The organism is Streptomyces sp. SLBN-118 (genome assembly GCF_006715635.1).
Classification (GTDB): domain Bacteria; phylum Actinomycetota; class Actinomycetes; order Streptomycetales; family Streptomycetaceae; genus Streptomyces.
Map to the genome: position 1 here is coordinate 3,777,031 of NZ_VFNP01000002.1, position 25,971 is coordinate 3,803,001.

Consider the following 25,971-nt stretch of genomic DNA (forward strand, 5'->3'; position numbering starts at 1 on the left):
ACCCATGGCACAGAACTCCCGCGGAATCCGGTCACGGCTCAGCGCTTCCACGCACCGTCGACCTGGAACGACACCAAGGTCCCGCCGAAGGGGCTCGGCCCGGCGCTCCACGAGTCCGACAGTTCGTTGACCAGGCAGAGTCCACGCCCGTGCGCCTCGTCTGCGGTCGGCTGCCGCATCCAGACGTGCGCCGGGAATCCGGGATTGTGTACGTCGACCCGCAGGGCCTCCTTCACGCGCCACCACTCGACGCGCACCCGCCACTCGTCCTCCGCCTCCCCGTAAAGGATCGCGTTGGTGACAAGCTCGGAGATCATCAAGACGCAGTCGTCGAGCGAGCACGACAGGTCGTAGGGCTCCAGGAATTTCCGGAACCATCGGCGGGCCCGGGCTACCGATTCGGGTTCCGGGTAGAGGGTCATGCGACCGATCGAGACCGGGCCGGAGCCCGTTTCGTCGCGCCGGCCATCGGCATCAGTCATGCGCTCCGCTGCTCCCTACCGGTGCCGTCGCAGTCGAGACAGCGCCGCTTGGACGTAGTGCGCGGGCGACCGTCAGCCGCGGAGGCCGCCAAGGCCGAACGGGAACCTACGCGCTTCCAGCCCTGACCCCGGCAACCCACGCATGGCGCATGCGCGTTGCGCGCTAACCCTGCGCCGTCTTTGATCACGTCCACGCCCCCTTCCAGTAAGTGGCCTTAGCCACTTACTGGATAGTGGCATTGGCCACTTGAGACGCGCAAGTGGTTCGCAGCCAGAGCCACGGCTTTCTACGTGATCGGGTAGCCCTGTTCGAAGGCCCAACGCCCAGGCGGGTAGGTCGCTTCGGCGAACTCCAGCGGACGATCCTGCATGTCAAACACCACGTGGTGAACGATCAACACAGGTGAGTCAGCAGGCAACTGGAGGTCAGCAGCCTCCTCGCCGGTGGCGGCTCGCGCACACATCCGGTCCTCGGCGTAGCTCCCTTGACGTCCCGTCATGCTCTCGACGTACATCAACGTGCCTTCCCGGATCCGGTCAGGCTCCAGGAGCTTGGGCGCCCGCTCACCGACCGCGGCGGCGAACCACGAGGTAGAAAGCGTGATCGGCCCGGACTCATTGTTGGTCACCCGTCGGCGGTGCACGGCACGACTGCCGGGTGCAAGGTTCAGCGCCTCGGCGACGTAGTCGGGGGCGTCCAGCCAGCCCGCCGATGTGATCACCGCGTACTCGCCGGGCGTGTAGATCAGGCCCGTTTGCTTGGCTCGCCCGTACAACTCACGTGCACGCCGGTTCACTTGCAGGCCACGGACGTACGTCCCTGATCCCTGCCGCTTCTCGACGAGGCCCTGATGGCTCAGCGCTTCCAGCGACCGGGCGGCGGTCGGCCGCGACACGTTCCAATCGGCCGCCAGCTGCCTCTCCGACGGAACCTCATCCCCCGGCCGCAAGTCTCCGCGCAAGATCTGATCGCGGATGTGATGCGCGATCTGCAGGTACTTGGGCTGGGTCTCTTCAATCTGCGGCATCCGAGCCCCTTCCCTAAGTGGCTATGACCTCTAGCCACTATAGGGTGAGTGGCCATGCCGCCTACCCGTACGCTGACGCGGGTGACGCGCTTGATCGTGGCAGCAGGTGGAGGGGGCGACGCAGTCGCCGCCTCAATGCTCGACGCCGCCCTGTACGGCGACGAAGGCCCAGCAGTGGTCTTCACATACGCGTGGGACCGCCTCCTGGTCGACCCCGTCCCAGGCCCACGAGGCCCAGCGAGCTTCACCGGCCTGCACCCCCTGACCAGAAGCGTCCAGGCGGTACCCGGCGATGCCCGTCCGGTAGCTCCGGCAGGCTCGACCCTCCCGCGACTCGCTGCGGAGCTCCCGCAGACCTTCGCCCTGATCGACCCGCACCACGGTGCCGAAGGCATCACACGCCAGCTCGAAGAACTCATCCAGCACCTCGAGCCCGAGTCCATCGACCTCCTGGACGTCGGGGGCGACATCCTCGCCCGCGGCGACGAGCCGACATTGCGCAGCCCACTCGCCGACGCCCTCACGCTCGCGGCCTGTTGCCAAGTCAACGCGCCCGTAAGGCTCCTGGTCGCAGGCCCCGGCCTCGATGGCGAGATCCCCGCCGAGGACCTGCGCGACCGCATGGGCCCAACTCTGCTGACCCTCACGGCCGAACACGTCGAGCCGGTCAGCTCGGTCCTCGAATGGCACCCCTCGGAAGCAACGGCCATGCTCGCCGCCGCCGCCCAAGGAGTCCGCGGTCTCTGCGAAATCCGGGACGCCGGCCTCCCGGTCCCCCTCACCAACGAGGGCCCCACCATCCACGAAGCCGACTTGGACGACGCCCTCAACCGCAACGAGCTGGCCCGCGCCATCCTCGCCACCGAAACCCTCGACGAAGTCGAGCAGCACAGCCGCGAAATCTGCGGCTACTCCGAAATCGACTACGAACGCAACAAGGCCAGTTGGCTCGGCACCCAGCCAGAGCAGAAACTCGACCCCGAGACGACGCTCGGCCGACTCCACCAGTTCGAGGCCCAGGCCCGTGCCCGGGGAGTCACCCACACGACATTCCGCCGCCTCACCGAAGCCCTCGACCTCAACGGCAAACAGCGCCAAGACCTCAGAGCCCTCCTGCTCAGCAGCCGCCCGGAGCAGTACCAAGCCCCGCTCTGGCACATCCCACACATCGCCTGAGTAACAACTTTCTTCACGGGTTCAAGGCGGCTCGCTCCGCTCGCCGCGCGCTCCCCGGCTCACCGCCGGGGACACGCTCCTGTCTCCGCCCCGCTCCGTCCCCGGCTACGCCGGTCGCGCGGCTAGAGCGAGCCGTCTTGGCCGAGGAGAAAACGGCCGACATGGGCTGGGGCGGTCGGCTCCGCGGCTTTAGCCACCTCCCCGATCCGGGTCCCGCGTCGAGCAAGACCAGGGGGCCACTCGGACACATTGCGGGCAGGTGACAAGCCTGCCCGAGTTGCTGGCAAGCGTACGGCCCCCTGATCATGCTCGACCCCAAACCGGGCAGGGCACCGACCAAACCCGCTCCACCGACCAACTGCGGACGCCGCCGGCGCGAACGGCAGTGCGCTTACCACCTTCTGACGGGTCGTAGCGTCGAACAAGCCCCGTCCTGTAACTTTGCGTGGTCTTCGGTCTCAGGAAGGGTGGCAGGGTGAGCATCAGGCGGCGGCTACCCACGATCGAGCACGTCGGGTTACAGAACTTCTCCATCTATCGGGAGCGCCCGACGCTTGAAGTGGATATTCAGCGCGGCGTGTTCTGTCTCGCAGGGGCGAACGGGCTCGGAAAATCATCCTTTCTCGCCGCCATCAATTTTGGCCTCACAGGAATCGTAGCGAATCCGGACCGTAACGCCTTCGCTTCCACTCGCAAGTTTTACACGAACAACCTCGAGTATTCGCGACACTATTTTGACGGCCGAATCGAAGAGCTAGACCGAGATGCCGCCGAAGTGAGTTTACAATTCACCGTCGGATCACGGCAATATGAATTGACGCGAAATCTCTTCGAGCCCGAAGCGCTACGTTTCTTGCGCATCGTGAACGAAGCCGGTGAAATCCTTAGCATCGACACAGATGACGATGAATTACGTCACGAGAACTACAAGCGCCTACTGCTTGAGGATTGCCGCCTAAGCAGTTTCGATCAATTCGTATTCCTTCAACACTTCCTGCTTACGTTCGACGAGCGTCGCCATCTTCTTTTCTGGGATGAGCAGGTAACAACCCCTATGCTCTACCTCGCTTTTGGCGTTCATGCCGAAGATGCCAAGCGGGCAGATGAGCTGACCCATGCCGTAAATAGGGCAGAATCCCAGCGGCGAAACGCACAGTGGCAAGTAACAACGGCTCGTAGACGCATGAAGGAAATGGGCGTCGCCGACATCGATGAGGCAGCATTTGAGAGCCTTGCCGAGAAGCATCAAAACTTGGTTGACCAGGTAGATGCTCATGCAAGTGAGCTCCACAGGCTTCAGCGTGAGGCAGCAGATGCACGACTCGACCTTGCCAACGTGAGTGCCGAGTACCAGGCTCTGAGGCATCAGTACGACAAAGTCTTCTCTCAGCGGCTGAAAAGCCATTCAGCTCCGCGCCTCCATCCATTGGTAGTGGAGGCACTGCAATCCAACAGGTGCGGCGTATGCGGAACTGAAGACTCCCATATCAGCACGAGACTATCCGAAAAACTGGACAGTCACTGCTGCCCCTTCTGCGATTCCACCATTGAGCGAGAGTCGCCGACTGCAGAGTCTTTCGAATCCCTTAAACAAGTTGACACGCATCTTGCTGCAACCCGCGAGAGGCTAAAGGCCGCTCAAGCTCGTCGCGACAGACTCGATAAAGCGGTCGACGATGCACTGAAACTCCACAGCAACTCAACTCAGGCTCTGGAAGACTTTGAGAGCGCCAACGCGAAGGCGCTGCCCACTTCTGACGGCAGTATCTCCAGCTTGCTCGATCAGCGACGCCTGGCTGAAGCCGAGCGCAAGCGAGCTGCGGAGAGAAGGGATGAATGGCGTGACAAGCGAGATGCAGCCCGACGAGAACTAGAGCCGCTACAACGCGCTTTGCGCTCTGCCTACGAAACAGCCGAGACAGAGTTTGTGCCAGCGTTCCGAGAATTGGCCCGTCAATTCCTGGGACTCGACCTCGATGTCTTCCTAGACACAGCAGACAAGACCCGCTTCGTGCTTGGGCTTGAAGTACAGGGAACGCGTCGCCGTGCCACAACCGCCCTTTCGGAAAGCCAGCGATTCTTCATCGACATAGCACTGCGAATGGCCCTAATTCAACAGATGACAGAGCCTGGCGAGTCAGTCACTAGCTACATAGATACCCCCGAGGGCTCACTAGACATCGCCTATGAGGCACGCGCCGGCGCGATGTTTGGCAAGTTCGTCCTTTCCGGCAAAAACATGATCATGACCGCGAACATCAATGCTAATCAGCTACTTCTGCGACTGGCTGAAGTTTGCAGGTCAGAGCATATGGAGCTTGTAAGGATGACCGACTGGTCAGCCTTGAGTGAAGTCCAGGCAAGCGAGGAAGCTCTCTTTGACGAAGCCTACTCGCGGGTTGAAGCGATTCTTTCCAGTGCCGAAGACCAGCAGGGCACGGTGCAACTGTGACATTGAGCCCTGACGCTGTATTTGACACACTCACCGTCAGCAAGGAGTTATCCGTCGTGTCGGGCGGAGCGACCGAGGGCGAGATTAGCCTCTTTGCTTACCTTTCGTGCCTTCTCTCGGTCTACGAGGGAAACCCGCCAAGCGAATGGGGTTACCAGTTCTCAGCAACGCACTCTGCTGCTCCTTATAGCGAATCGCTTTCGTCAGCTGTCGACGAACTCAAAATTTCCTCCCTACTCGTAACGAGTTCTTCCGGCCTGCAACTGTCCGACGCCGGACTCGACGAGTGGCAACAATACGCTTCACTGGGGCGATTTCAGGCCCGCATGCCGTACCTCACGGGGGCTTGCGGAAGTACCCTGATAATTCCTCTCCCAGCAGTGGGTGAATCGATCAACGCTGAGCCTTCATTGCGCCGGGCTTTGGAGCTATCGAGTAAGCGTGAACTCCTTGGCGAAGGTGGTCGCGAGACTCTGATGGAGCATTTCCGGGCAGTATCCCAAGCTGTGCCTGAGGCTGACGACCTCATGATTCCGGCTGTCGTTTGGCTCGAGTATCTCTCAACCACACTCGACGGCGCTGGGCAGCTCCGCCCGTCTGACGAAGCCGACAACTGGGCCGTATAGGGGGAATCGGTGCTGGTAGATGTAAAGGCGATGGCGGACATTGCTCGCGATCTATTTGCGGTGAAGGTCCATCGCGAGCTTGGTTCCGCAGGTGCTCAGGCGCTTCGGGAACTGATTACCCGGGTGAGAGAAACACACGACGCTCTAACCACCGAACGACTGGCCAAAGGGCTGACTGTTATACGAACCCTGGACACTGGTTCTGTGGAAGCCGGCGTAGCTCCGGCCGTATTCACTCAAACACGTGAGTTGACGGCGTGGTACCGACAGGAAGCCGGGCCCCTGTCTATTCACTTCGAACACAACGGCACCATACGCGCCTGGTGCGCTGAGATAGACACTGCCGCTATCAACGGACAGTTTGTCTCTTATCGCTACTCAGGCCATCAGAAAGAACAGATCATCACTCCCGGAGGGGCACACAGCGTACCGACCATAGCGAACTTTCCGAGTTACTTTGCAGTCCCGTATTTTCTGGACCTAAGAGAGTCACTCGTCCGGTACGGCACCATTTCAGTTCGCCACGCGCAGTGTGACATCTTCCGCACTACTTGGAGGGAGCCTGCACGTCTCGTATTTGTCAACAAGCCCGAAGCGACCATGCGGCGCTCGCTTCAACAATACCTCCGAGCATCTCTGCGTGATCACGGCCCCATACAGGTGATGCCTGAGCAGAATGTCAACGAGACTAAGCCCGTAGACATCAAGGTTACTTGGACCGCTTCAAACCGCGTTGCTCTCATAGAGATCAAGTGGCTCGGACTTAGTCACGACGCCACTAAGCAGACCAAGACTCCCTACTTTGCCGCTCGCGCGAAAGGCGGGGCCAAGCAGCTCGCTGACTACCTGGACTCTTACCATGCCAACGACCCTGATACGGAGGCTCGTGGATACCTGGTGGTCTTTGATGGCCGACGGAAAGGCGTCACGCCAGAAAGTACGAGCGTGAGTTACGCCGACGGCTTTCATTACGCAAATGAGGAAATCGACTACCCATCCAACTTACTCGCGAGGCACGACTTTGATACACCCGTGCGGCTCTTCTGCGAGCCCGTATGCCAGTAGTTACCGTACACATCTCAGTCAATCTAAAAGCCGTGCGAGACAATGATAACGTGAGCCACTAAACATGATCAACGCAAACCCCAGCGTGGAAGCCCACTACGAAGCACTCGAATCCCAATGGAACTCGGTCGATGGCTCACTTGAATTCGAGCGCCTAGTTGTCCCTACAGGCAACAGCGATAAGCCATTCCACAGATGGTTTCACTTGAAAGAGGCTTTTTCGGTAGACCTCTTGCCTACGATACTAAAGCAGTTGAGTTTTGAAGGTATGTCAGAACTCAGAGTCTTGGACTGCTTCGCTGGTGGCGGTACAACGCTCGTGAGCGCGCTGGAGATGTCTTCCGAGGTTCGGGTTACAGCAACCGGGATTGAGCAAAACCCATTTCTGCATCATGTCTCGAGTAGCAAAGTAAGGGCCCTGCAGGCGGGCCCGCACCTGGCTCAGCAACTCAGAAACGCCTATGAAGAAGTACAGCGCCTCTACACGAGCGACGCTCCCTTCATGGCCAGCCCCCCTGCGCTCTCAACTTTCTCCAATGAGGCATACTTTCCGCCTTCCCTTTTGACTTCACTGTTGCGTATCAAAGCAGCGATTGAGCATTGTGACGCGCCGGCTCTAGCCTGTGACCTTTTGCTCACTGCTGCAGCATCCTGCGTGGAATCTTCGAGCCGGCTTCGAAGGGATGGGCGAGCTCTTCGCTACGCTTCTGAAAGGCAGCCCAGGGAGCCATGGGTTGAGTTCTCAATTCGCGTTCAGCAGATGATTGAGGACACGGACAGCTCGCAGTCAGCGGCAGGTATGGCATCCGTCACACTCGGAGATGGAAGGCGGCCACTGCTATACATCGACGAATCGAAAAAAAAGGACCTGGTGGTCTTCTCCCCTCCCTACCCGAATAACATCGACTACACCGAGATATATAAAACCGAAGCATGGTATCTAGGATTCTACGAGGATTCGGAACAGTTCCGCTCTCAGCGACTTAGGACTCTCCGAAGCCACCCGAGCGTACGATTCTCCGACGAGTACGACTACGAATCATCTGGTGATGCAGAAGCTGTACGCGAGTTGCTCAAGCCGATATTGGACGCCGTGCCTGACGATCGATACGCCACCGGCAGGAGGCAATTGATCAAGGGATACGCAGACGATATGCTCACGCTTTTCCGCCACTGCCGGAAGATCATCTCTAGCGAAGGTCGCTTGGTCTACGTGGTTGGTAATTCGGCTCATGGAAGCGGAAACGCCCTTTTTGTTATCGCCGCCGATCTCATGATGGCCCGTCTCGCTGAGCTCTCGAACTGGCATGTCGAGGAGATTTCCGTAGCACGGAGTTTGCGGCGTCGCATAACGAACTCACGTTTTCTACGAGAGAGTGTCGTGACGCTATCTCCCGGCTAGCCATGGATGGCGGCCGTGTCGGGATTTGATCGCTGAGACCCGGTGTCGGCACGTGCCTCAGAGCCGAGCCGCTTATGGGCAGGGACCACGCTACGAGGCAGAACCGGTCGCACTATGGCAGAGCGTCGAACATGTAGTGCTTCTCAAACAACCAATCTGGAGCGTGGCTCAGTATTTCCTCTTTGTTGATGGAAGGAGAACCACCAGCCCCGAACACCAAGTCATGCACGTCGGCCCTGCTGGCCTTTCCGCCGAATAGCGCATCCCTGAGATCACGCCGCACTCTCCAAGCGCAACCGAAAGTCGGTGTACTCTCCCCCGATAGCGTGTAGAAATCCACTTCCCCAGAGCTTCCCTGGAATCCAACCCCAGCCTTAAGCGCTGCTTCTACCGACTGATTCACTGCCAGTGGCGCTTTAGCGGTGAAACTCAATGATGCGTCTCCCTTGTTAAAGAGAACAGCGAACCCATCGCGAACTACGAGACGTTTGCCGACCAGCACATAGTCGAGCCTCCAGTCCTTTGCAAGTACCGCATCACGCATCCTCGACAGCAGTGCCTCCACTTTCCGTAGCTTTTGCGTGTAGCCATGCGCTATATAGAGAAGGCACCCCTTTTCCTTGCCTATCGACACGGTGAGGCTGCTGCCGACTGACGCTATCCCTCCCTGCCCGTAGCCGGATATATCAAATTTCCTATGTTTGCCGATTATGCAATCGGTGATTTCATGCTTAGCCCCAGGCCTTGGCCGTTTCCCGAGAAGCCCCTCGGCGTTGAAGTCTGTCGTTTCAAATATTTTGGCCTTGGTGAAATAGCCTATGTCGCCGAGATCCATCGTCTCATACGGCTGCCATGTCCCCCAGTTCCTCGTATTTTCGTGCACCCAGCGTACGTAATCCTCGGGGGTGGGCATGATGACTCCCGTTGTCGCGCGGTCAGCCGATTCACCATCTCCTTCCAGGATGCTCCCGCCCTCTGGTCACCGCATCTCAGCGGCACTCACGTCGAAGGGCAGCTGCAGACCAGCGATCAGACCCCTAACGCACATAGGATGTGACGGAAGACACGCGACATGGAGGTGGCCCTCGTGCCAGCGGACGAGAAGCAGCAAGAAGAGTCCGAGTTCGAGGCCGAAGTCCTGCGCATATCCCGCGCACTCTTCGCCCAGGAGAACGAGTTCCAAGGTTCCACCTACATCGGCACCGCCGAACGTGACGGCGTCTTCGTAGGGCCGGACTCGGTCACCATCGTCGAGTGCACTGTCTCCCGCCACAAGAACAAGGCGGAGAAGGACGGCAAGAAGCTCCAAGAGGCGTGTCTGGCTATGGCCCGCCAGAACCCGTTCAAGTCCATCAAAGGTTTCTTTGTCACGCGCGACGAACCCACCGCCGACCAACGCACGGTCATCAAGGGGTTTGGCCGGCCCCTCATTGCATGCAGCTTCGCCCAGCTTCGAAGCCAACTCGTCGACTCTTTGCGGTACCTGGAACTGCGTGCGTCCTACCCCTTCGGCAGCGCGCGCGAACCGAGCAGCGGCGACTACAGCGACCTCAAGCCTTACGTGGCGGTCGACCCAGTGGAAAGCGGAACCAGCGAATCGTTCTCGATCGATCGTGTCGCCCAGCAGGTGGCGGACGGCAGATCCGTCCTCCTGTATGGCGACTACGGCGCCGGCAAGAGCATGTTCCTCCGCGAGCTGTACCAGCGTTTGGCCAAGGACCACCGCAGGAACCCGTTTCGGCCGTTCCCCATCCTCCTCAACCTGCGCGATCACCAGGGCCAGGTCCTGCCCGTCGAGGCCCTGGAGCGCCACGCTCGCGCCATCGGATTCCCCACGCCCTCCCAGTTGGTCCGTGCATGGCGCTCGGGCGACGTGACGCTCATCCTGGACGGCTTCGACGAGATCGCGACGCCCGGATGGATCGGCAGGATGTCAGCCATGCGCGACATCCGCCGCCGGTCTGTGGAACTTGTGCGCCGGTTCTGCGAGGAGTCTCGCGCCTCGACCTCCATCGTCCTCGCTGGGCGCGCCCATTTCTTCGACAGCGAGCGCGAGATGCGCAACGCGCTAGGCGTCCGCGACAACTCCCTGTTCCTGATGGCGGGCGAACCGACGGAGGAGCAGACGAAGAAGATCCTCAACGCCTACGGATGGCACGAAGCGCTCCCGGACTGGCTGCCCTCGCGTCCCCTACTGCTGAGCTACCTGGGCTCGTCAAGCGCGCTCTACGGATCAACCGAGGGAACGTTCGGCCGCTCGGCGGGTGAAGGCTGGCACATGATGCTGGACCGCATCGCCGAGCGAGAGGCCAGCATGGAGGTGGGGGTTGATGGATTCACCGTCCGGAGGGTACTGGAGCGGCTCGCTACCCAGGCGCGACGCTCCAGCGACGGCCTGGGGCCCATCTCACAAGACGAGCTAACGTCCGTCTTCCAGTCGGTGTGCGGTTACGCCCCAGACGAGGGCTCCTACCAACTCCTGCAACGGCTCCCGGGCCTCGGGGCCATGGACAGCGTCGACGGTTCACGGCGTTTCGTCGACGTCTCTCTTGCCGATGCGGCCCGAGCGGGCGACGTCGTAGCATGCGTGCTCGATCCAAACACGGACAGCCCGCTGTTGGAGCTAACGGACAGCGTCGCCTGCTTGGACGAGGTCGGCGTCGACGTTGCCGCCACGCGGCTTGAAGCGGAAGGCATCGCGAGTTCGGGGGGCTCCTACTCGTCCGCCATTGCTTTCCAACGCCGGGGCGTCTCGGACGCCGTCATCGGGGACATCATCCGGGTTGCCGCGCGCCTCTGGCCCGAGGATGAGCCCCGCACTTCGATCTCCCTGCACGAGATCGAGCTTCGCGGCTTCTCGCTGACCGCGGATGCTAAGAGCTATGACTGGCTGAGCTTCCAGAATTGCCTGATCCAGGAATTGGACCTCACCGACCATAGCGGATACGCGCTCCCGCACTTCCAAAACTGTCTCATCGGGCAGATGACAGGAGTAGCCGGGTGGTCGGCGCTCCAGGCAGATCGCTTCGTCGATTGCGAAGTGGCCCAGTTCGACGCTCAAATGTCGACAGCCAAGGGCATCCTCGCCCTGAAGACAACACCGATGAACAAGGTTCTACTCACGATATTGAAGAAGATTTACGCCCAGCGTGGCACGGGGCGAAAAGAGTCCGCGCTCTTCCGCGGCCTGGACACCAGGCATCGGGAGCTGGTCCCGGAGGCGGTTCAAAGGCTCACCGGGGCTGGGCTCATCACCCCCGCCCGATCCAGCGGCACTCGGATTTACCTCCCGGTTCGGGGCATGGCGAGCCGGGTCCGGCGGATCCTCCAGGCTCCACAGTCGAGCACCGACAGCATCCTCGACGACTGAGGCGCTGCAACGCTCGGGTAGGCGGCCACGCATAGGTAACCCAAGCTCCCCAAGCTGAGGTCCAGGTTGGCTCGCGATCTTCTCCTGTACAAAGACGTTGATCGGTCGGACCGTGGACGTAGACGCCTGGGACGCAGCAACGGGCGTGTCCGTCGTCGTCGATCCCCAGCGCGGTGCCCGGCGCCCGGTCACGGACTACACGGACTTCTCCCACCTGGAGCGCGCTGACCAGGTGGTGGCTGTCATCCCGGGAGCCGGATGGCGTGCACACTGGAAAGACGAGGGACCCGACAGCGGACCTCTGACCGAGCAGGTGCTCGCATGGCTGGTCACGTCCAAGGAACGAGCCACTCCGGTCCCCGTCGACGCTCATGGGCACACGGACGACGCTGAGAGCGCCGATCGCCTCATCCCACCTGGGGACGAGTGAAGCGGCCGAACTCGCCGTCTCAGTTTCCGTCTCATTCAGCCCCGTTCACGGCCGTTCAGAGGGGGCGCGTGTCGGGCCTGTGCCGCGAACTGGCCGCCCATGAACCCAGGTGAACGGCCCTACACGCAGCCCACCGCACCACCAACACAGTTGGAAAGCGTGTTGGGGGCAACCCCTCACGAGTTCGAATCTCGTATCCTCCGCCATTGCTCTCACCGGGCAATACGTTGAAGGGCCCCACCGCAAGGTGGGGCCCTTCAACGTTGTCCGTCTCGGTGGCGTACGCCGAGAACGGACCCGACCGCGATGAGCAGGGGCTCGCGGACCCAGAACGGCAGGAGACGGAGGAGGAAACCGAGCAGCCGGTGATCTCAACAGGACAGGACCACATTCGCCGTGGTGGAAGCCACAGTTCCGGGCACGTGCAGGGCCTGCCGAAGCGGCCACCCCTTGAGCTGGGGTGCTGCAACGACTCTGAGAACCCAAGCACTCGCGGTGGGGCCCTTCGCCGTTGACCGGAGGGATCAGCGGGGAACCACAGCAAACCGGGACCTCTGGCGCAGATCAGCGACTTCGCAGGTCAGCAGGCGTCCGAATCCGGGATCTTCCAACCGGGCCCACCGTCCGCGTGACCGTCCCCCATGGATAGCCTTCTCGCCCGTTCGAAGGCCGTGGGAGGGCCTGTGCACGACATCGTCGACCTGATGCGCGGCCCGCTGTACCTGTATTGCGTTCTGGTGCTCCTTTGGGAATTGGACCGTAAGACCGCTGAACGGAGCCTCAGCAAGCCGTGGATCTGCTCCGCGCTGGCGGCGCTGGCTCTCGCTGAGCTGCCCCGGTGGTCAGCGCCTTGACATGGAGCGCGCTCCAAGATCCAGACTCCTGCTCAGTACGAGGGAGAGGAGACGTCCATGCGATACCGCACCATCGGCCAGAACCCGGACACCCGGCGCGAGGTGAGCGTGCTGAGCCTCGGCGCGATGCTCTTCGGGACCGTCACCGACGAAGCCACGTCGTTCGCGATTCTCGACCGGTACGTCGAGGCCGGTGGGACCTTCATCGACACCTCCAACAACTACGCGTTCTGGGTGGGCGGCACCCAGGGCGGGGAGAGCGAGGCACTGCTCGGCCGCTGGCGCCGCAGCCGGGGGATCGGTGACGAGGTCGTGATCGCGACCAAGCTCGGCGGGCGGCCGCTCGCGCCGTCCAGCGGTTTCAGCAAGAACATCGAGGGCCTGTCGGCCACGGTGATCCGCGAGTCCGCCGAGCGCAGCCGGGAACGGCTCGGTGTCGGGAAGCTGGATCTGCTCTACGCGCATGTCCAGGACGACGCCGTGCCGTTGCAGGAGGTCGTCGAGTCCTTCGCCGGGCTGGTCGCCGACGGCTCCGTCGGTCTACTCGGCGTGAGCAACCACTGGGCGTGGCGCGTCGAGCGGGCCCGTTCGCTGGCGGCGGCGGCCAAACTGCCCGGCTTCGAGGTGCTGCAGTACCACCACAGCTATCTGCGGCGCCGCACCGACCGGCCGACGCTGCGCTCCCCCGACGGCGAGGTCGGCGTGGTCTCCGGAGACCTGCTCAGTTATGTGCGGGCCGAGCCGGGGCTGGCGCTGGTCGCCTACTCGCCTCTGCTGGCGGGGAGTTACGTACGCGAGGACAAGCCCCTGGACGCGGGCTTCGACCACGCGGGCACGCCCGTACGGCTCGCGGCGCTGCGCGATGTGGCCAAGGAGGCCGGAGCCACCGTCAACCAGGTCGTGCTGGCCTGGCTGATCGGGGGCGAGATCCCGGTGATCCCGCTGGTCGGGGCATCGTCGGTGGCGCAGCTCGACGAGAGTCTGGCCGCGGTCGACCTGGAGCTGACGGCGGAGCAGCGGGCCAGGCTCGACGCGGCTGTGTGAAGGAGATCGGCCGCCGGACTCCGGCCGGGTCCGGCGGCTTCCCTTGTCAGACGGCGAGGGGATCCTCCGCCTCGTACAGCTGGCTGACCAGCGAGCTGCGTGCCCGGGCCACCCGGGCCCGGACGGTGCCCACCGGCAGCCGCTGACGAGGGCGGCCTCGGCGTAGGGCAGGCCCAGCAACTGCGTGAGGACAAAGGGCCGGGGTACGTGCCGGGCGGCCTCCGACGAGGGTCTCGCCCTCCGCCGTCCGGTGCAGGCCGAGCAGGGCTCGTAGCAATGTGGGAGCCGTTGGTGCCGGTCAGCGCCACCCGCTCGCCGGACGCGATGTCGAGATCCACGGCGCGTACGGCCTCGATGCGGCCGTGCCGGCAGCCGACGCGGCGCATCCGCACGTCAAGCCCGCCCATTCCACCTCCCGTTCCCTCACTCGGGTACGGGAGAGGAGTCGGACGGCGGGGGCGATGAGTTCCCGGGCCCGAGCGGTGGCTTCGGTCAACTCCGAGACCCGACCGCACAGCTGAGCGGGCCGGGTCACTAAAGTTGCACCCGTGACAGTCACGGATACGGGGCCGGGCATCCCGGACAGCCGGAGTGCCGGACGGTATCTGTGGTGGCTGATCACAAGCCAGCGCCGCCGGGTCGCCGCGGGTGCTCTGCTCGGCAGTCTGTGGATGGTGTGCCTGACGCTGCCGCCGTATCTCCTGTCGCGGGCGATCGACGAAGGCCTCCAGCCGGGCGACTTCGGGGCGCTGACCGGCTGGGTCGCCGCACTGCTCGGCGTCGGAGTGCTCAACGCGTGGCTCGCGATCATGCGCCATCGCACCATGACCCGTATCCGGATGGACGCCGTCTTCCGTACCGTCGACATCGTCATCCGGCAGTCGACCCGCCTCGGCGCCGCGCTGCCGCGGCTGCTCACGGCGGGCGAAGTCGTCACCATCGGCATCAGCGACGTCAGGACGATCAGCCAGACGCTCACCATCACCGGGCCCGGCGTCGGGGCGGTCTTCGCCTATCTTGTCGTGGCCGTTCTCCTGCTCACCGTGTCGCCGCTGCTCACCGCAGTCGTGCTGCTTGGGGTGCCGGTGCTCGCCGTGCTGGTGGGGCCGCTGCTCGGACGGCTCCAGGGCGCGGAGTCGGCCTACCGCGAGCGGCAGGGCAGGCTGGCGGGGCGGATCGGGGATCTCGTCGGCGGGCTGCGCGTACTCAACGGACTGGGCGGCAAAGGGCTGTACGCCGACCACTACCGCCGCGGATCGCAGACGCTGCGGGCGGAGGGCTACCGGGTCGGCGTCGTCACGAGCTGGATCCAGGCGCTCGGTGTGGGGCTGCCGGCCGTGTTCCTGGCTGCCGTGACCTGGCTTGCGGCCCGGATGGCGGCTCAAGGGACCATCACCGTCGGTGAGTTGGTGGCGGTCTACGGCTATGTCGCGGTCCTCGTCGTGCCGGTGGCGGCCTTCATCGAGGGCGGCTACGACCTGGGACGCGGCCTGGTCGCGGCCCGCCAGGTGGTCCGTTTCCTGAATCTGGAACCGGACTGCACGGACGCCGCCGATCCCGTCGAGCCGCCGGCGGCGCCCGCCGTGCTGCACGACCCGGAATCGGGTGTGCGAGTGACGCCCGGACTGCTGACCGCGCTGGTCAGCGCGCGGCCCGCGGACTGCGCGGACGTCGTGGACCGGCTCGCCGGGTTCACCGGGTCGGCGGCGGCCTGGGGCGGGATACGCCTCGACGAGATGGCATCCGCAGGCATACGCGAGCGGATCCTGGTCGCCGACAACGAAGCCGACCTGTTCTCCGGCACGCTGCGCGAGGTCGTTGCCGGGCGCGCGGACCGCGACGAGGACGCCGTCGCGGCTGCGGTGCACGCGGCCGTCGCGCAGGACATCGTCGACACATTGCCCGACGGGCTCGACTCGGCGGTCGACGCCCAGGGCCGCAATCTCTCCGGAGGTCAGCGCCAGCGCATACGGCTCGTACGGGCCCTCCTCGCCGAACCAGAAGTCCTGATGGCCCTCGAGCCCACCTCCGCCGTCGACGCCCATACGGAGGCGGCGCTCGCCTCCCGGCTGCGTACCGCCCGCGCAGGGCGCACCACCGTGGTCACCAGCACCTCGCCGCTGCTCCTCGAACACGCCGACAGCGTGTACTTCCTGGTCGACGGGACCACGGCCGCGACCGGCAGCCACCGTGAACTGCTCGCGGCCGAGCCCGGATACCGCGCGCTGGTCTCCCGCAGCGCGGGCGAGGAGGGGCAGGAGTGAACCGTCAGCTCCCCGTCGCCGAACCGCGCCACGTACGCCGCGCCGCTCTGCGGCTCATCCGGATGGACGGACGCGCCTTCGCGGCCGTGATCGCGCTCAACGCGCTCGCCGCCACGGCGGGGCTCGCCGGTCCCTGGCTGGTCGGACGCGTCATCGACCGCATCAAGGGCGGCACGGACGTCGCCACCGTGGACCGTCTCGCCTTCGCCATCCTCTGCTTCGCCCTCGCCCAGCTGCTGCTCGCCCGCTTCGCCCGGTACGTGGGACACCGCTTCGGCGAGAGAACCTCGGCCCGCATCCGCGAACAGTTCGTCGAGCGGGCGCTCGCCCTGCCCGCGTCCGTCGTGGAACGCGCCGGGACCGGGGATCTCACCGCGCGCGGCACCGCCGATGTCGCGGCCGTGGGCACCACGCTGCGCGATGCCGGGCCCGAGGTCTTCATCGCGGTGGCCCAGGCCCTGTTCATCATCGGCGCGGTCTTCGCCCTCGACCCGCTGCTCGGTGCCTGCGGGCTGCTCGGCCTGATCGGCATCTGGTTCGCCGCCCGCTGGTACCTGCGCCGCGCGCACACCGACTACCTCGCCGAGGGCGCCGCCAACTCCGCGCTCGCCGAGGTGCTTTCCGCCACCGCCTCCGGCGCCCGCACCGTCGAGGCACTCGGGCTCGGGGAACGGCGCATCGCGGCCTGCCGGGACGCCGTCGAGGAGTGCAGGCGGACCCGGACACGGACCCTGTTCCTGCGCAGTGTGCTGTTCCCCGCCGTGGACGTCTCGTACGTCCTGCCCGTCGCCGTCGTCCTGCTGCTCGGCGGCTCGCTGCACGCGCACGGCACGCTCTCCCTCGGAGCGGTGGTCGCATCGGCCCTATATCTACGACAGTTGTCCGAGCCGCTGGACACCGTCCTGTTCTGGCTCGACCAACTCCAGAGCAGCACCGCGGCGTTCGCCCGGGTCGAAGGTCTCGGCCGCGCCTCGGCGGCGCAGGCGGCGGCCGGCGCCGCTCCGGCCGACGACCGGATCGAGGTGGCCGGTGCGCGGTACGCCTACGACGGCGGGCGCGACGTCCTGCACGGCGTCGACCTCACCGTCCGGCCCGGCGAACGGCTCGCCGTCGTCGGCCCGTCCGGCGCGGGAAAGTCCACCCTGGGCAGACTGCTCGCCGGGATCGACGCCCCGCACACCGGCACGGTCACCGTCGGCGGCGTATCCCTGGCCGAGCTGGACCCCGAACAACTGCGCCGCCAAGTCGTCCTCGTCACCCAGGAACATCACGTCTTCCTCGGCACGATCCGGGACAACCTCCTGATCGCGGCCCCCTCGGCCACCCGCACCCAACTGTCCGCCGCCCTCGCCGCGGTCGGCGCAGAGTGGGTGACCGAGCTCCCGGACGGCCTCGACACCGAACTGGGCGCGGGCGCCCACCGCCTCGACGGGGCAAAGGCCCAGCAACTCGCCCTGGCCCGTGTCGTCCTGGCCGACCCGCACACGCTCATCCTTGACGAGGCGACGGCCCTGCTGGACGCGACGACAGCGCGGCATACGGAACGGGCGCTCGCCGCGGTTCTGAAGGGCCGCACGGTCATCGCCATCGCGCACCGACTGCATACGGCCCATGACGCGGACCGGGTGGCGGTCCTGGCGGAGGGGCGACTGGCGGAACTGGGGACACACGAGGAACTGGTGGCGGGAGGGGGTGCGTACGCGGCGCTGTGGAGCTCGTGGCACGGGCGCCCGAGCCCCGGCTAGACGCTGCGCCTGCGGCCCCTCTCAGCCCCCCGCCCGCACCACCACCGCCACCGCCCGCAGCTCGCCCCCGTCCCGGAACCTGAGCACGAAGTCGACGCGTTCACCCAGCCTCAGCGGCGGCGGATCCTCGACCATCACATCGCCCACCGACGGGGACATCCGCACCTCCCCGCCCGCGGGCACCTTCAGCTCGGGCAGCTTTTCCATCCGGCCCGCCCCGTCCGACTCGACATCGCGCGCGAGCATCGTCGGCGAGCCGAGGAGCGGCGCCTCGACCGAGACCAGGGCCGCATCCGCGCCGCCGGAGTTGCGCAGGTCGAAGTAGGCCACGGTGTCGCGGCCCGGGAGCGGCTGGACGACGCGGGCACGGGTGATCGTGATCCGGGCGGGGGGCGTTCCGGCCTCGCCGCTGGAGACGTAGGCCGTGAGCAGGGCGAGCGTCACCGCACACGCGGCGACCGGCACGAGGATCGCCGCGGCGACTGCTGCCCGGCGCCCGGCGGGGTCAGCGGAGGGTGAGGTCATCGGAGCCCCTCCGTACGGCGGGCCGGTCAACGGCCCGGCCGGCAGCGGGCGGCCGTCTGCGCGACCGAGGCCCGTCGGCGCGCAGCCGCAGGCTGTTCCCGACGACGAGCACGGAGCTCGCGGACATCGCAAGCGCCGCGAACATCGGATTGAGCCACCCGGTCGCGGCCAGCGGCACGGTGACCACGTTGTAGCCGAAGGCCCAGACGAGATTGGCCCGGATCGTGGCGAGCGTGCGGCGGGTGAGGAGCACCGCGTCGACGACGGCCGCCATGTCCTCCCGTACGAGAGTGATGTCGGCGGCTCCGATCGCCGCGTCCGTTCCGCTGCCCATCGCGATGCCGAGGTCGGCGCGGGCGAGCGCGGCCGCGTCGTTGACCCCGTCACCGATCACCGCGACCTGCCGTCCTTCGGCGCGCAGTGCGGCGACCAGCTCCGACTTGCCCTCGGGGCTGACGCCCGCGTGTACGGCGGTGATGCCCAGCTCCCGGGCGACGGCCTGCGCCGCGGCGGACCCGTCGCCGGTCACCAGGATCGGTTCGATGCCCAGGCGCTTGAGCTTGGTCACCGCCGCGCCGCTGGAGGGCCGCAGCGTGTCGCCGACGGCGAGCAGGGCGACGGGCCGGGAGTCGATCTCGACCACGACCGCCGTGTGCCCGGCCTCTTCGGCGCGCAGCAGCCCCTCGTGCAGCACGTCCGGCAGCGGACCCGCGGCCCGTGGACTGCGTACGGAAATCTCCCGGCCATCGACATGGCCGTACACGCCTTCGCCCCGTACGGCCCGGAAGCGCGATGTCCCGGGCAGCGGTTCGCCGCCCGCCTGCCTGCGCGCGGCTGCCACCAGGGCCCGTCCGACGGGATGTTCGGAGCCGTACTCCACCGCGCCCGCGAGACGCAGCACCTCAGCGGCTTCCCGGCCCTCGGCCACGACTGTCTCGACGAGCGTCATACGGCCCGTGGTGAGCGTTCCGGTCTTGTCGAAGACGGCGGTGTCGACGCGGCGCAGCCTCTCCAGCGCTCCCGGGTCCTTGATCAGTACGCCGAGCCGCGCACCGTGCCCCGTCGCCGCCAGGAACGCGGTGGGGGTCGCGAGCCCCAGCGCGCACGGGCAGGCGACGACCAGGACGGCGACCGCCGCGGTGACCGCCGCCTCCGGGTCGGCACCGGCTCCGAGCCAGAAGCCGAGCACGCAGGCCGCGACCGTGACGATGGCCGGGACGAACACGCCCGCGACGGCGTCGGCGAGCCGCTGAATCCTCGCCTTGCCCGCCTGGGCGTCGGTCACCAGCCGGGTGATACGGGCGAGTTGGGTGTCCGCTCCGACGGCCGTGGCGCGGACGACGAGCAGCCCGCCGGAATTCACGGCACCGCCGACGACGCGGAAGCCGGGCCCCACCTCCACCGGAGTCGACTCACCGGTGACGAGCGAAAGGTCCAGCGCCGAACTGCCGTCGGTCACCACACCGTCGGTGGCGACCTTCTCGCCCGGCCGGACCATGAACTCCTGCCCGGTCCGCAGGGCGGAGACGGCAATACGCTCACCGCTCCCCTTCAGCTCCACGTCCTTCGCACCCAGCTCGGCGAGCGCCCGCAGCGCCGATCCGGTGCCGCGCTTGGCGCGCGCCTCCAAGTACCGCCCGGCCAGGACGAACAGCGGTACGCCGACCGCGGCCTCCAGGTACAGATGCGCGGTGCCGCCCTCGGAACTGGGCAGCCAGCTGAACGGCATCCGCATGCCCGGATCGCTCGCCCCGCCGAAGTACAGGGCGTACCCCGACCACAGGTAGGACGCGATCACGCCCAGCGAGACGAGGGTGTCCATGGTGGCCGTCGCATGGCGAAGCCCGCTGAGCGCCCGGGCGTGGAAGGGGTGAGAGCTCCAGACGACGACCGGTCCCGCGAGGGTGAAGCAGAGCCACTGCCAGTAGTCGAACTGGAGGGCCGGAATCATCGACAGGACGAGGACCGGCACCGCGAGCAGGGCGGTGATCACCAGCCGTTCCCGCCCGTCGTCGCCCTCCTCACCGTCCCCGTCATGGGCCTCGTCATTGGCGGCGACCGGAGGGGACGGCAACCGGGCGGTGTAGCCCGCCTTTTCCACCGTGGAGATCAGCAGGTCCGTGCCCACCTCCGGCGGATGCGTGATCCGGGCGAGACCGGTGGCCAGATTGACCGTGGCGCTCACTCCGTCGACGCGGTTCAGCTTCTTCTCGACCCGCGCCACGCAGGCCGCGCAGCTCATCCCGCCGATCAGCAGATCCGTCACCGGCCCGCCCCCATGTCATGCATCCCCGGCATCCCGCCGTGCTCCTCGCCGCCGGGACCCTTCGGCTCCTCGACACGGTGCAGCCCGGGCGCCACCGGGCCGACGGCGCGCCCGACTGCGTACGAGAGTGCCGTCAGGACGAGCACCAGAAGCACGAACCCCACCAGGGCCGGTTGCACGGGTATCCGCGAAGTCCTCATGCGTCCATACCGTACGGGGGTATGAGCGCAAGGCGAACCCCCAATCGCTGTGAGGAAGAACAGTCCTCGGGACGGGAACCCCGGGGGCCGGTGGCGCGACTGGCGGTCACCGCTGCGCTGCGTGATCCTCGGGACATGAGCCCCACGATTCATCTCGCCCAGCAACCCGAGGCCGACGAACTGCTCGGCCGCAGTCCGCTCGCCGCCCTGGTGGGCATGCTGCTCGACCAGCAGGTCCCGATGGAGTGGGCGTTCTCCGGCCCGTACACCATCGCGCAGCGGCTCGGCGGCAACGACCTCGACGCCGCCGAGATCGCCGCGTACGACCCCGACGCCTTCGCCGAACTGCTGAAGGAGAAGCCCGCCGTTCACCGCTATCCGGGCAACATGGCCAAGCGGGTGCAGCTGCTGTGCCAGTACCTCGTCGACGAGTACGGCGGCGACGCGAGCGCGATCTGGCGCGATGCGGCGAGCGGCGATGAGCTGCTCGCGCGGCTGAAGTCGCTGCCCGGCTTCGGCGAGCAGAAGGCGAAGATCTTCATGGCGCTGCTGGGCAAGCAGTTCGACGTACAGCCCACGGGCTGGCGCGAGGCGGCCGGAGCGTACGGCGAGAAGGGCTGCTACCGCTCGGCGGCGGACATCACCGGACAGGAGTCACTGGCGAAGGTGCGGGCGCACAAGCAGGAGATGAAGCGCGCGGCGAAGGCGGCCAAAAAGTCCTGACGCGGCCGGATGCGCCCTTTGCCGACCCCTTTCGAGCGAATCAGCGGGGGCCGTGGACACCCCCCGACCCCGTTTGCTCCCTCTCGCGAGGGACTTGGATTTCCAGGTTTGCTTGGTTTTGCCCGGAATTGCACTCCACCGTCGTGGCTGCGCCCGGAGCCTCTTGACCGGTAGGCTTTCCGTGTGATCTTCAAGCGCATCGGTAACGGGCGGCCGTATCCCGACCACGGCCGGGAAAGCACCCGCCAGTGGGCGGACGTGGCGCCGCGCCCGGTCCGCCTCGATCAGCTCGTGACCACCAAGGGCCAGCTGGATCTCGAAACGCTGCTCGCGGAGGACTCCACGTTCTACGGCGACCTCTTCGCCCATGTCGTGAAGTGGCAGGGCGACCTCTATCTGGAGGACGGTCTGCACCGCGCCGTGCGAGCCGCGCTGCAGCAGCGCCAGGTGCTGCACGCCCGCGTTCTCGAGCTGGGCTGAGCCCGCGGGCCGGGTCTGAGGTCACGTCCCCCGGCTGCCTCCGCGACTGAGCCTTTCGGGCTCTTTACGGACCGTACGGAAGCAATCGGTTGATCGTTTAGTAGGCATCCGCACCAGGCCGCACTACGCTGCGCCCATGAGCATGCTCACCCCCCCAGGCATGGGCGGAAAGTACCGCATCACGGGCGACAAGTACCCACGAATGCGACGCCCTCGCAACCGCGGCAGGATCGTTGCGGCGGTCCTCGCCGCCGTGATCGCCCTCGGCCTCGCCGGCTGGGGAACACTGCAGCTCATCGACGTCTTCACCGGCGACGACGGCAAGAAGACGTCGGCGGCCCGGACAAAGGACTGCACGAGCGCACCGAAACCCTCCGCCGCGCCTCCGCTCGCCCTGAAGCCGGGCCAGATCACGGTGAACGTCTACAACGCGACCCCGCGCGGCGGCCTCGCCAAGGCGGCCGCCGACGAGCTGAAGAAACGCGGCTTCGCGATCGGCAAGGTCGGCAATGCCCCGGTGGCGTACGACAAGAAGGTGCCCGGCACGGGGATACTGCTGGGCGGCTCCGAAGCGCAACAGGGCGCGTTTCGGGTGCTGGCCACCCAGCTGAAGGGCAGCCGCCAGCAGACCGACACGCGCCGGACGGCGGACGTCGACCTGATCCTCGGCACCGCCTTCACGACGTTGGACACGAAGAAGGACGCCGACGCGGCGCTGGCCACCCTGGCCAGGCCCGCACCGGCGCCCTCCGGCGCGTGCTGAGCTGAAACCGGGCCCCGGGGCTAGGGCGTGTTTTAGAAGTGGCGCCGTCCGGCCGCAGGGCGGGCCCCGCGGCGTCTGGTGCGTGCAATCGCAAGGCGGAGGATCGCCCTCGTACTGGACGTACTTGGGCGACTCCGACAACACCGCGAGTGGGCGTGCCAGGCGTCGCGGGGCAGGCGAGACTTCTAAAACACTCCCTAGTCGGCCGTGCCGTACATCCGGTCGCCCGCGTCGCCCAGCCCCGGCACGATGTAGCCGTGGTCGTTGAGCCGCTCGTCCACGGACCCGGTGACGACGGTGACCGGTGTGCCCGCCAGTTCGCGTTCCATCACCTCGACGCCCTCGGGCGCCGCCAGCAGGACGACCGCGGTCACATCGTCCGCGCCGCGCTTGATCAGTTCCCGGATCGCCGCGACGAGGGTGCCGCCCGTGGCCAGCATCGGGTCGAGGACGTACACCTGGCGGCCCGAGAGGTCCTCGGGCATCCGGGTCGCGTACGTCGACGCCTCCAGGGTCTCCTCGTTGCGGATCATCCCGAGGAAACCCACCTCGGCGGTCGGCAGGAGCCGCACCATGCCGTCGAGCATGCCCAGGCCCGCCCGCAGGATCGGTACGACCAGCGGACGCGGGTGCGAGAGCTTCACGCCCGTCGTCCCGGTGACCGGGGTCTCGATGTCCACCTGCTCGGTGCGCACGTCCCTGGTGGCCTCGTACGCCAGCAGGGTGACCAGTTCGTCGGCCAGGCGCCGGAAGGTCGGTGAGTCGGTGCGCTTGTCGCGCAGTGTGGTGAGTTTGTGCGCCACCAACGGGTGGTCGACGACATGGATCCGCATGCGCCCAACAGTAGCCCGGGCTGGCATCAACGGTGGTTGCGGAGGGAAGGTGGTGGGAGTCCCCCAGGCCGCGGGGCCCGGGGGGCACGGAGCCAGCCGTGGGGTGGTGTGTGGCCGATGCGGGAGCGCGGACCCGAACAGCAGGAGATAGAGACGGACGCCGAGCGCAGAAGGCGACGCGCCCAGTTCCTCCGTGAACTCAATGAGGCCAAAGCACTGCGCGACCGCGTCCAGCCCCGAAGGGCCCGAGCTGCCCGGATGCGCCAGCAAATGCGCATGCGGACGTTCCGCTGGTAGCGGGTCCTGGCAGAACTGATGGCCGACGCAACGACGGAAGACCTCTCGCATCGCGCAGGTTTCTGCCACGATTCCGAGTGGGCGGGGCACGAAGCGTCGCACCGCCGGTCGTCACACCTCTGATCAGTGGGAGAGTCACGGTGTACTTCGCCGCACTGCTCGCGCGCACTCAAGACGGGTGGGAAGCGAGCGACACAGAGCTCGACGATGTGGAGACCCTGTCGGATCTGACCGACCTGGCCCGTGATGCCTCGGTGGACGAGGACACGGTGCTCGTCTTCATCGAGCAGGAGGACGCCTGGTTCGGAGTTCTGCGGGTGGAGGGCGAGGAGGACCCTCGTATCTTCGTCTCGGACGCGGCCGCGGCCGCACGCTCCTCGTACGGGGAAATCCTCACCAACGAACTGCTCGGCGGGGACGATGACGACCCGGCCGACGACCTGGACACGCTGGATCTCGACGGCACGGAGGACGGAGAGCCGGAAGACGACGACGCCGACGACGAGGTCGGCGAGTCGGGTTCGGCCGCCGAGCTGGTGCCCGCGGGACCCGTCGGCGATCGCGACATCCTCATGGACCTGGGGCTGTCGGAGAAGGAGCTGCTGGCACTGGACACGGACGCACTGCTGGAGATCGCGGACGCACTGGGCGCAGCCGAGGTGCTGGAGACCGTCCGCTAGTGACCGGGGGCGTACCTGATCCCGCATCCGGACCCGCAGGCGATCCGGTACGCGACCCGTGGAAGGCGCCGATGCGTCTCGCCATCGAGGAGGCGGAGCGCGCGGCGCTGTCCGGCGATGTGCCGGTCGGCGCCGTCGTGCTGTCCGCGGACGGCACGCTGCTGGCCGCGGGGCACAACGAACGCGAGGCGACCGGCGATCCGACGGCGCACGCCGAGGTACTGGCGATCCGCCGGGCCGCGGCCCTGCTCGGACAGTGGCGGCTGAGCGGCTGCACGCTCGTGGTGACGCTGGAGCCGTGCACTATGTGCGCGGGCGCGATCGTGCAGGCCCGGGTCGGCAGGGTGGTCTTCGGCGCCCGCGACGAGAAGGCGGGCGCGGCGGGTTCGCTCTTCGACGTCGTACGGGACCGGCGGCTGAACCACCGGCCCGAAGTGATCACCGGCGTGCTGGAGCAGGAGTGCGCGCAGCAGCTCACGGAGTTCTTCCGGGAGCGCTGACCGAGGGGGTCCTGATACGGATTTCAGAGCACGGCCCACCTTGGGCTAAGCTCTCTCCCGGTAGCGTGTCCGAGCGGCCGAAGGAGCTCGCCTCGAAAGCGAGTGTGGCGCAAGTCACCGAGGGTTCAAATCCCTCCGCTACCGCTCTTGTCGAAGGACCCCGGTGAGCGCGCCGGGGTCCTTCGACGTGCTCGGTTAGACTCACGCGACGCACGGCCAGGGGGCTACAGGGGCGCCAGGGAATCAATGGGGAGACAGGGGCTGATGGTGCAAACGAAGAAGATCGCTCTCTATGTTGTCGTCGTCTTCGTGCTGTACACGATCATCACCTCTCCGGCCAGGGCAGCCGATCTGGTGCAGATAGGGTTCGAGGGCATATCGAGCGCCGCCAAGGGCGTCGGAGACTTCATGACCGAGCTCGTGAACTAGGAGAGCCCCCTTGATCCGCCATCTGGTCCTCTTCAAGCTCAACGAAGGCGTCAAGCGCGACGAGCCGCGTGTCGCCGCCGGCGTGAAGGCCTTTCGGGAACTGGACGGGCAGGTGCCCGAGCTGGAGTTCTGGGAGTGCGACTGGAACTTCACCGACCGGCCGATCGCCTATGACTTCGCCATCAACTCCGCGGTGGCCGACCGTGAGGCGCTCCAGCGGTACCTTGAGCATCCGGCCCATCAGGAGGCCGCCGGTCAGTGGCGCGAGTTCGCCACGTGGGTGATCGCGGACTACGAGTTCTGAACCCCAGCCTTTCCAGGCCCCTCGCCACCACGG

Annotated in this window: 25 protein-coding genes, 1 tRNA gene and 1 pseudogene; 19 read left to right on the forward strand and 8 right to left on the reverse strand. The window is 66.1% G+C overall.

Annotated features, from left to right (window positions below; genetic code table 11):
- Nucleotides 1-38: 38 nt before the first annotated feature.
- Together FBY35_RS35820 and FBY35_RS35825 are read right to left on the reverse strand one after the other, a co-directional pair.
- Nucleotides 39-482, reverse strand: coding sequence for an ATP-binding protein (locus FBY35_RS35820; RefSeq protein WP_260848930.1), 444 nt, complete (start codon nt 480-482; stop codon nt 39-41).
- 287 nt (nt 483-769) lie between these two features.
- Nucleotides 770-1,510, reverse strand: a complete 741-nt coding sequence (locus tag FBY35_RS35825; protein WP_142218021.1) for a GntR family transcriptional regulator — start codon at nt 1,508-1,510, stop codon at nt 770-772.
- An 81-nt stretch (nt 1,511-1,591) separates the two neighbouring features.
- Here FBY35_RS35825 and FBY35_RS35830 point away from each other — a divergent pair, with 81 nt between their 5' ends.
- From FBY35_RS35830 to FBY35_RS35845, 4 genes are all read left to right on the forward strand, one after another.
- Nucleotides 1,592-2,686, forward strand: a complete 1,095-nt coding sequence (locus FBY35_RS35830; RefSeq protein WP_260848931.1) for a DUF1152 domain-containing protein — start codon at nt 1,592-1,594, stop codon at nt 2,684-2,686.
- Between the two features lie 475 nt (nt 2,687-3,161).
- The gene (locus tag FBY35_RS35835; RefSeq protein WP_160159374.1) at nt 3,162-5,138 is read left to right on the forward strand and encodes an AAA family ATPase; all 1,977 of its coding nucleotides are present in this window, start codon (nt 3,162-3,164) and stop codon (nt 5,136-5,138) included.
- Between the two features lie 635 nt (nt 5,139-5,773).
- Nucleotides 5,774-6,829 (forward strand): hypothetical protein, encoded by a 1,056-nt coding sequence (locus FBY35_RS35840; protein WP_142218024.1) that lies wholly within the window; start codon nt 5,774-5,776, stop codon nt 6,827-6,829.
- A 64-nt stretch (nt 6,830-6,893) separates the two neighbouring features.
- Nucleotides 6,894-8,231: a site-specific DNA-methyltransferase gene (locus FBY35_RS35845; protein ID WP_142218025.1), complete on the forward strand. Its 1,338-nt coding sequence runs from the start codon at nt 6,894-6,896 to the stop codon at nt 8,229-8,231.
- Nucleotides 8,232-8,343: 112 nt separating this feature from the next.
- On the opposite strand, the gene FBY35_RS35850 is transcribed toward FBY35_RS35845, so the two are convergent.
- A complete protein-coding gene (locus tag FBY35_RS35850) occupies nt 8,344-9,144 on the reverse strand; it encodes a hypothetical protein (RefSeq protein WP_142218026.1) in 801 nt (266 codons plus the stop codon).
- 159 nt (nt 9,145-9,303) lie between these two features.
- Here FBY35_RS35850 and FBY35_RS35855 point away from each other — a divergent pair, with 159 nt between their 5' ends.
- The 4 genes from FBY35_RS35855 to FBY35_RS35865 all read left to right on the forward strand — a co-directional run bounded on the left by FBY35_RS35855 (nt 9,304) and on the right by FBY35_RS35865 (nt 13,929).
- Nucleotides 9,304-11,601, forward strand: a complete 2,298-nt coding sequence (locus FBY35_RS35855) for an NACHT domain-containing NTPase (RefSeq protein ID WP_142218027.1) — start codon at nt 9,304-9,306, stop codon at nt 11,599-11,601.
- Between the two features lie 112 nt (nt 11,602-11,713).
- Nucleotides 11,714-12,031, forward strand: a complete 318-nt coding sequence (locus tag FBY35_RS35860) for a hypothetical protein (RefSeq protein WP_186357181.1) — start codon at nt 11,714-11,716, stop codon at nt 12,029-12,031.
- 683 nt (nt 12,032-12,714) lie between these two features.
- Nucleotides 12,715-12,885, forward strand: coding sequence for a hypothetical protein (locus FBY35_RS36325; protein ID WP_160159375.1), 171 nt, complete (start codon nt 12,715-12,717; stop codon nt 12,883-12,885).
- Nucleotides 12,886-12,942: 57 nt separating this feature from the next.
- Entirely contained in the window at nt 12,943-13,929 is a 987-nt protein-coding gene (locus FBY35_RS35865; RefSeq protein ID WP_142218029.1) for an aldo/keto reductase, read from the forward strand.
- A gap of 46 nt (nt 13,930-13,975) precedes the next feature.
- Here the strand turns inward: FBY35_RS35865 and FBY35_RS37675 are convergent.
- Nucleotides 13,976-14,124, reverse strand: a pseudogene (locus FBY35_RS37675) (sigma factor-like helix-turn-helix DNA-binding protein); the annotation flags it as partial.
- A 476-nt stretch (nt 14,125-14,600) separates the two neighbouring features.
- Between FBY35_RS37675 and FBY35_RS35880 the strand changes: the two are divergent.
- The gene (locus tag FBY35_RS35880) at nt 14,601-16,193 is read left to right on the forward strand and encodes an ABC transporter ATP-binding protein (protein WP_260848988.1); all 1,593 of its coding nucleotides are present in this window, start codon (nt 14,601-14,603) and stop codon (nt 16,191-16,193) included.
- Nucleotides 16,194-16,255: 62 nt separating this feature from the next.
- Nucleotides 16,256-17,938, forward strand: coding sequence for an ABC transporter ATP-binding protein (locus FBY35_RS35885; RefSeq protein WP_142218358.1), 1,683 nt, complete (start codon nt 16,256-16,258; stop codon nt 17,936-17,938).
- Nucleotides 17,939-17,959: 21 nt separating this feature from the next.
- On the opposite strand, the gene FBY35_RS35890 is transcribed toward FBY35_RS35885, so the two are convergent.
- From FBY35_RS35890 to FBY35_RS35900, 3 genes are read right to left on the reverse strand one after another with little or no spacing between them, the layout of a single operon-like run.
- Entirely contained in the window at nt 17,960-18,463 is a 504-nt protein-coding gene (locus tag FBY35_RS35890; RefSeq protein ID WP_142218031.1) for a copper chaperone PCu(A)C, read from the reverse strand.
- Nucleotides 18,444-20,705 carry a cation-translocating P-type ATPase gene (locus tag FBY35_RS35895; RefSeq protein WP_142218359.1) on the reverse strand — a complete coding sequence of 754 codons (2,262 nt, stop codon included), beginning with the start codon at nt 20,703-20,705 and terminating at the stop codon, nt 18,444-18,446. Before FBY35_RS35895 ends, FBY35_RS35890 begins: the two co-directional genes overlap by 20 nt.
- Nucleotides 20,706-20,725: 20 nt before the next feature.
- A complete protein-coding gene (locus tag FBY35_RS35900) occupies nt 20,726-20,929 on the reverse strand; it encodes a hypothetical protein (protein ID WP_142218032.1) in 204 nt (67 codons plus the stop codon).
- Nucleotides 20,930-21,064: 135 nt separating this feature from the next.
- Between FBY35_RS35900 and FBY35_RS35905 the strand changes: the two genes are divergently transcribed.
- The 3 genes from FBY35_RS35905 (at nt 21,065) to FBY35_RS35915 (ending at nt 22,895) form a co-directional block, all read left to right on the forward strand.
- Entirely contained in the window at nt 21,065-21,652 is a 588-nt protein-coding gene (locus tag FBY35_RS35905; protein WP_142218033.1) for an HhH-GPD-type base excision DNA repair protein, read from the forward strand.
- 183 nt (nt 21,653-21,835) lie between these two features.
- On the forward strand, nt 21,836-22,132 hold the full coding sequence (locus FBY35_RS35910) for a type II toxin-antitoxin system VapB family antitoxin (RefSeq protein WP_003955420.1): 297 nt from the start codon (nt 21,836-21,838) through the stop codon (nt 22,130-22,132).
- A 136-nt stretch (nt 22,133-22,268) separates the two neighbouring features.
- On the forward strand, nt 22,269-22,895 hold the full coding sequence (locus FBY35_RS35915; protein ID WP_142218034.1) for a LytR C-terminal domain-containing protein: 627 nt from the start codon (nt 22,269-22,271) through the stop codon (nt 22,893-22,895).
- Nucleotides 22,896-23,092: 197 nt separating this feature from the next.
- On the opposite strand, the gene upp is transcribed toward FBY35_RS35915, so the two are convergent.
- Nucleotides 23,093-23,728, reverse strand: coding sequence for a uracil phosphoribosyltransferase (gene upp / locus FBY35_RS35920; RefSeq protein ID WP_142218035.1), 636 nt, complete (start codon nt 23,726-23,728; stop codon nt 23,093-23,095).
- 117 nt (nt 23,729-23,845) lie between these two features.
- Here upp and FBY35_RS35925 point away from each other — a divergent pair, with 117 nt between their 5' ends.
- The 6 genes from FBY35_RS35925 to FBY35_RS35945 all read left to right on the forward strand — a co-directional run bounded on the left by FBY35_RS35925 (nt 23,846) and on the right by FBY35_RS35945 (nt 25,938).
- Nucleotides 23,846-24,025, forward strand: coding sequence for a hypothetical protein (locus FBY35_RS35925; RefSeq protein ID WP_142218036.1), 180 nt, complete (start codon nt 23,846-23,848; stop codon nt 24,023-24,025).
- Nucleotides 24,026-24,165: 140 nt separating this feature from the next.
- Nucleotides 24,166-24,705: a hypothetical protein gene (locus FBY35_RS35930; protein WP_142218037.1), complete on the forward strand. Its 540-nt coding sequence runs from the start codon at nt 24,166-24,168 to the stop codon at nt 24,703-24,705.
- A 71-nt stretch (nt 24,706-24,776) separates the two neighbouring features.
- Entirely contained in the window at nt 24,777-25,205 is a 429-nt protein-coding gene (tadA, locus tag FBY35_RS35935; protein WP_142218038.1) for a tRNA adenosine(34) deaminase TadA, read from the forward strand.
- Between the two features lie 59 nt (nt 25,206-25,264).
- Nucleotides 25,265-25,349: transfer RNA gene (locus tag FBY35_RS35940), tRNA-Ser, on the forward strand.
- 120 nt (nt 25,350-25,469) lie between these two features.
- Entirely contained in the window at nt 25,470-25,634 is a 165-nt protein-coding gene (locus FBY35_RS36545) for a hypothetical protein (RefSeq protein ID WP_186357139.1), read from the forward strand.
- Between the two features lie 10 nt (nt 25,635-25,644).
- On the forward strand, nt 25,645-25,938 hold the full coding sequence (locus tag FBY35_RS35945) for a Dabb family protein (protein ID WP_142218039.1): 294 nt from the start codon (nt 25,645-25,647) through the stop codon (nt 25,936-25,938).
- Nucleotides 25,939-25,971: the final 33 nt, after the last annotated feature.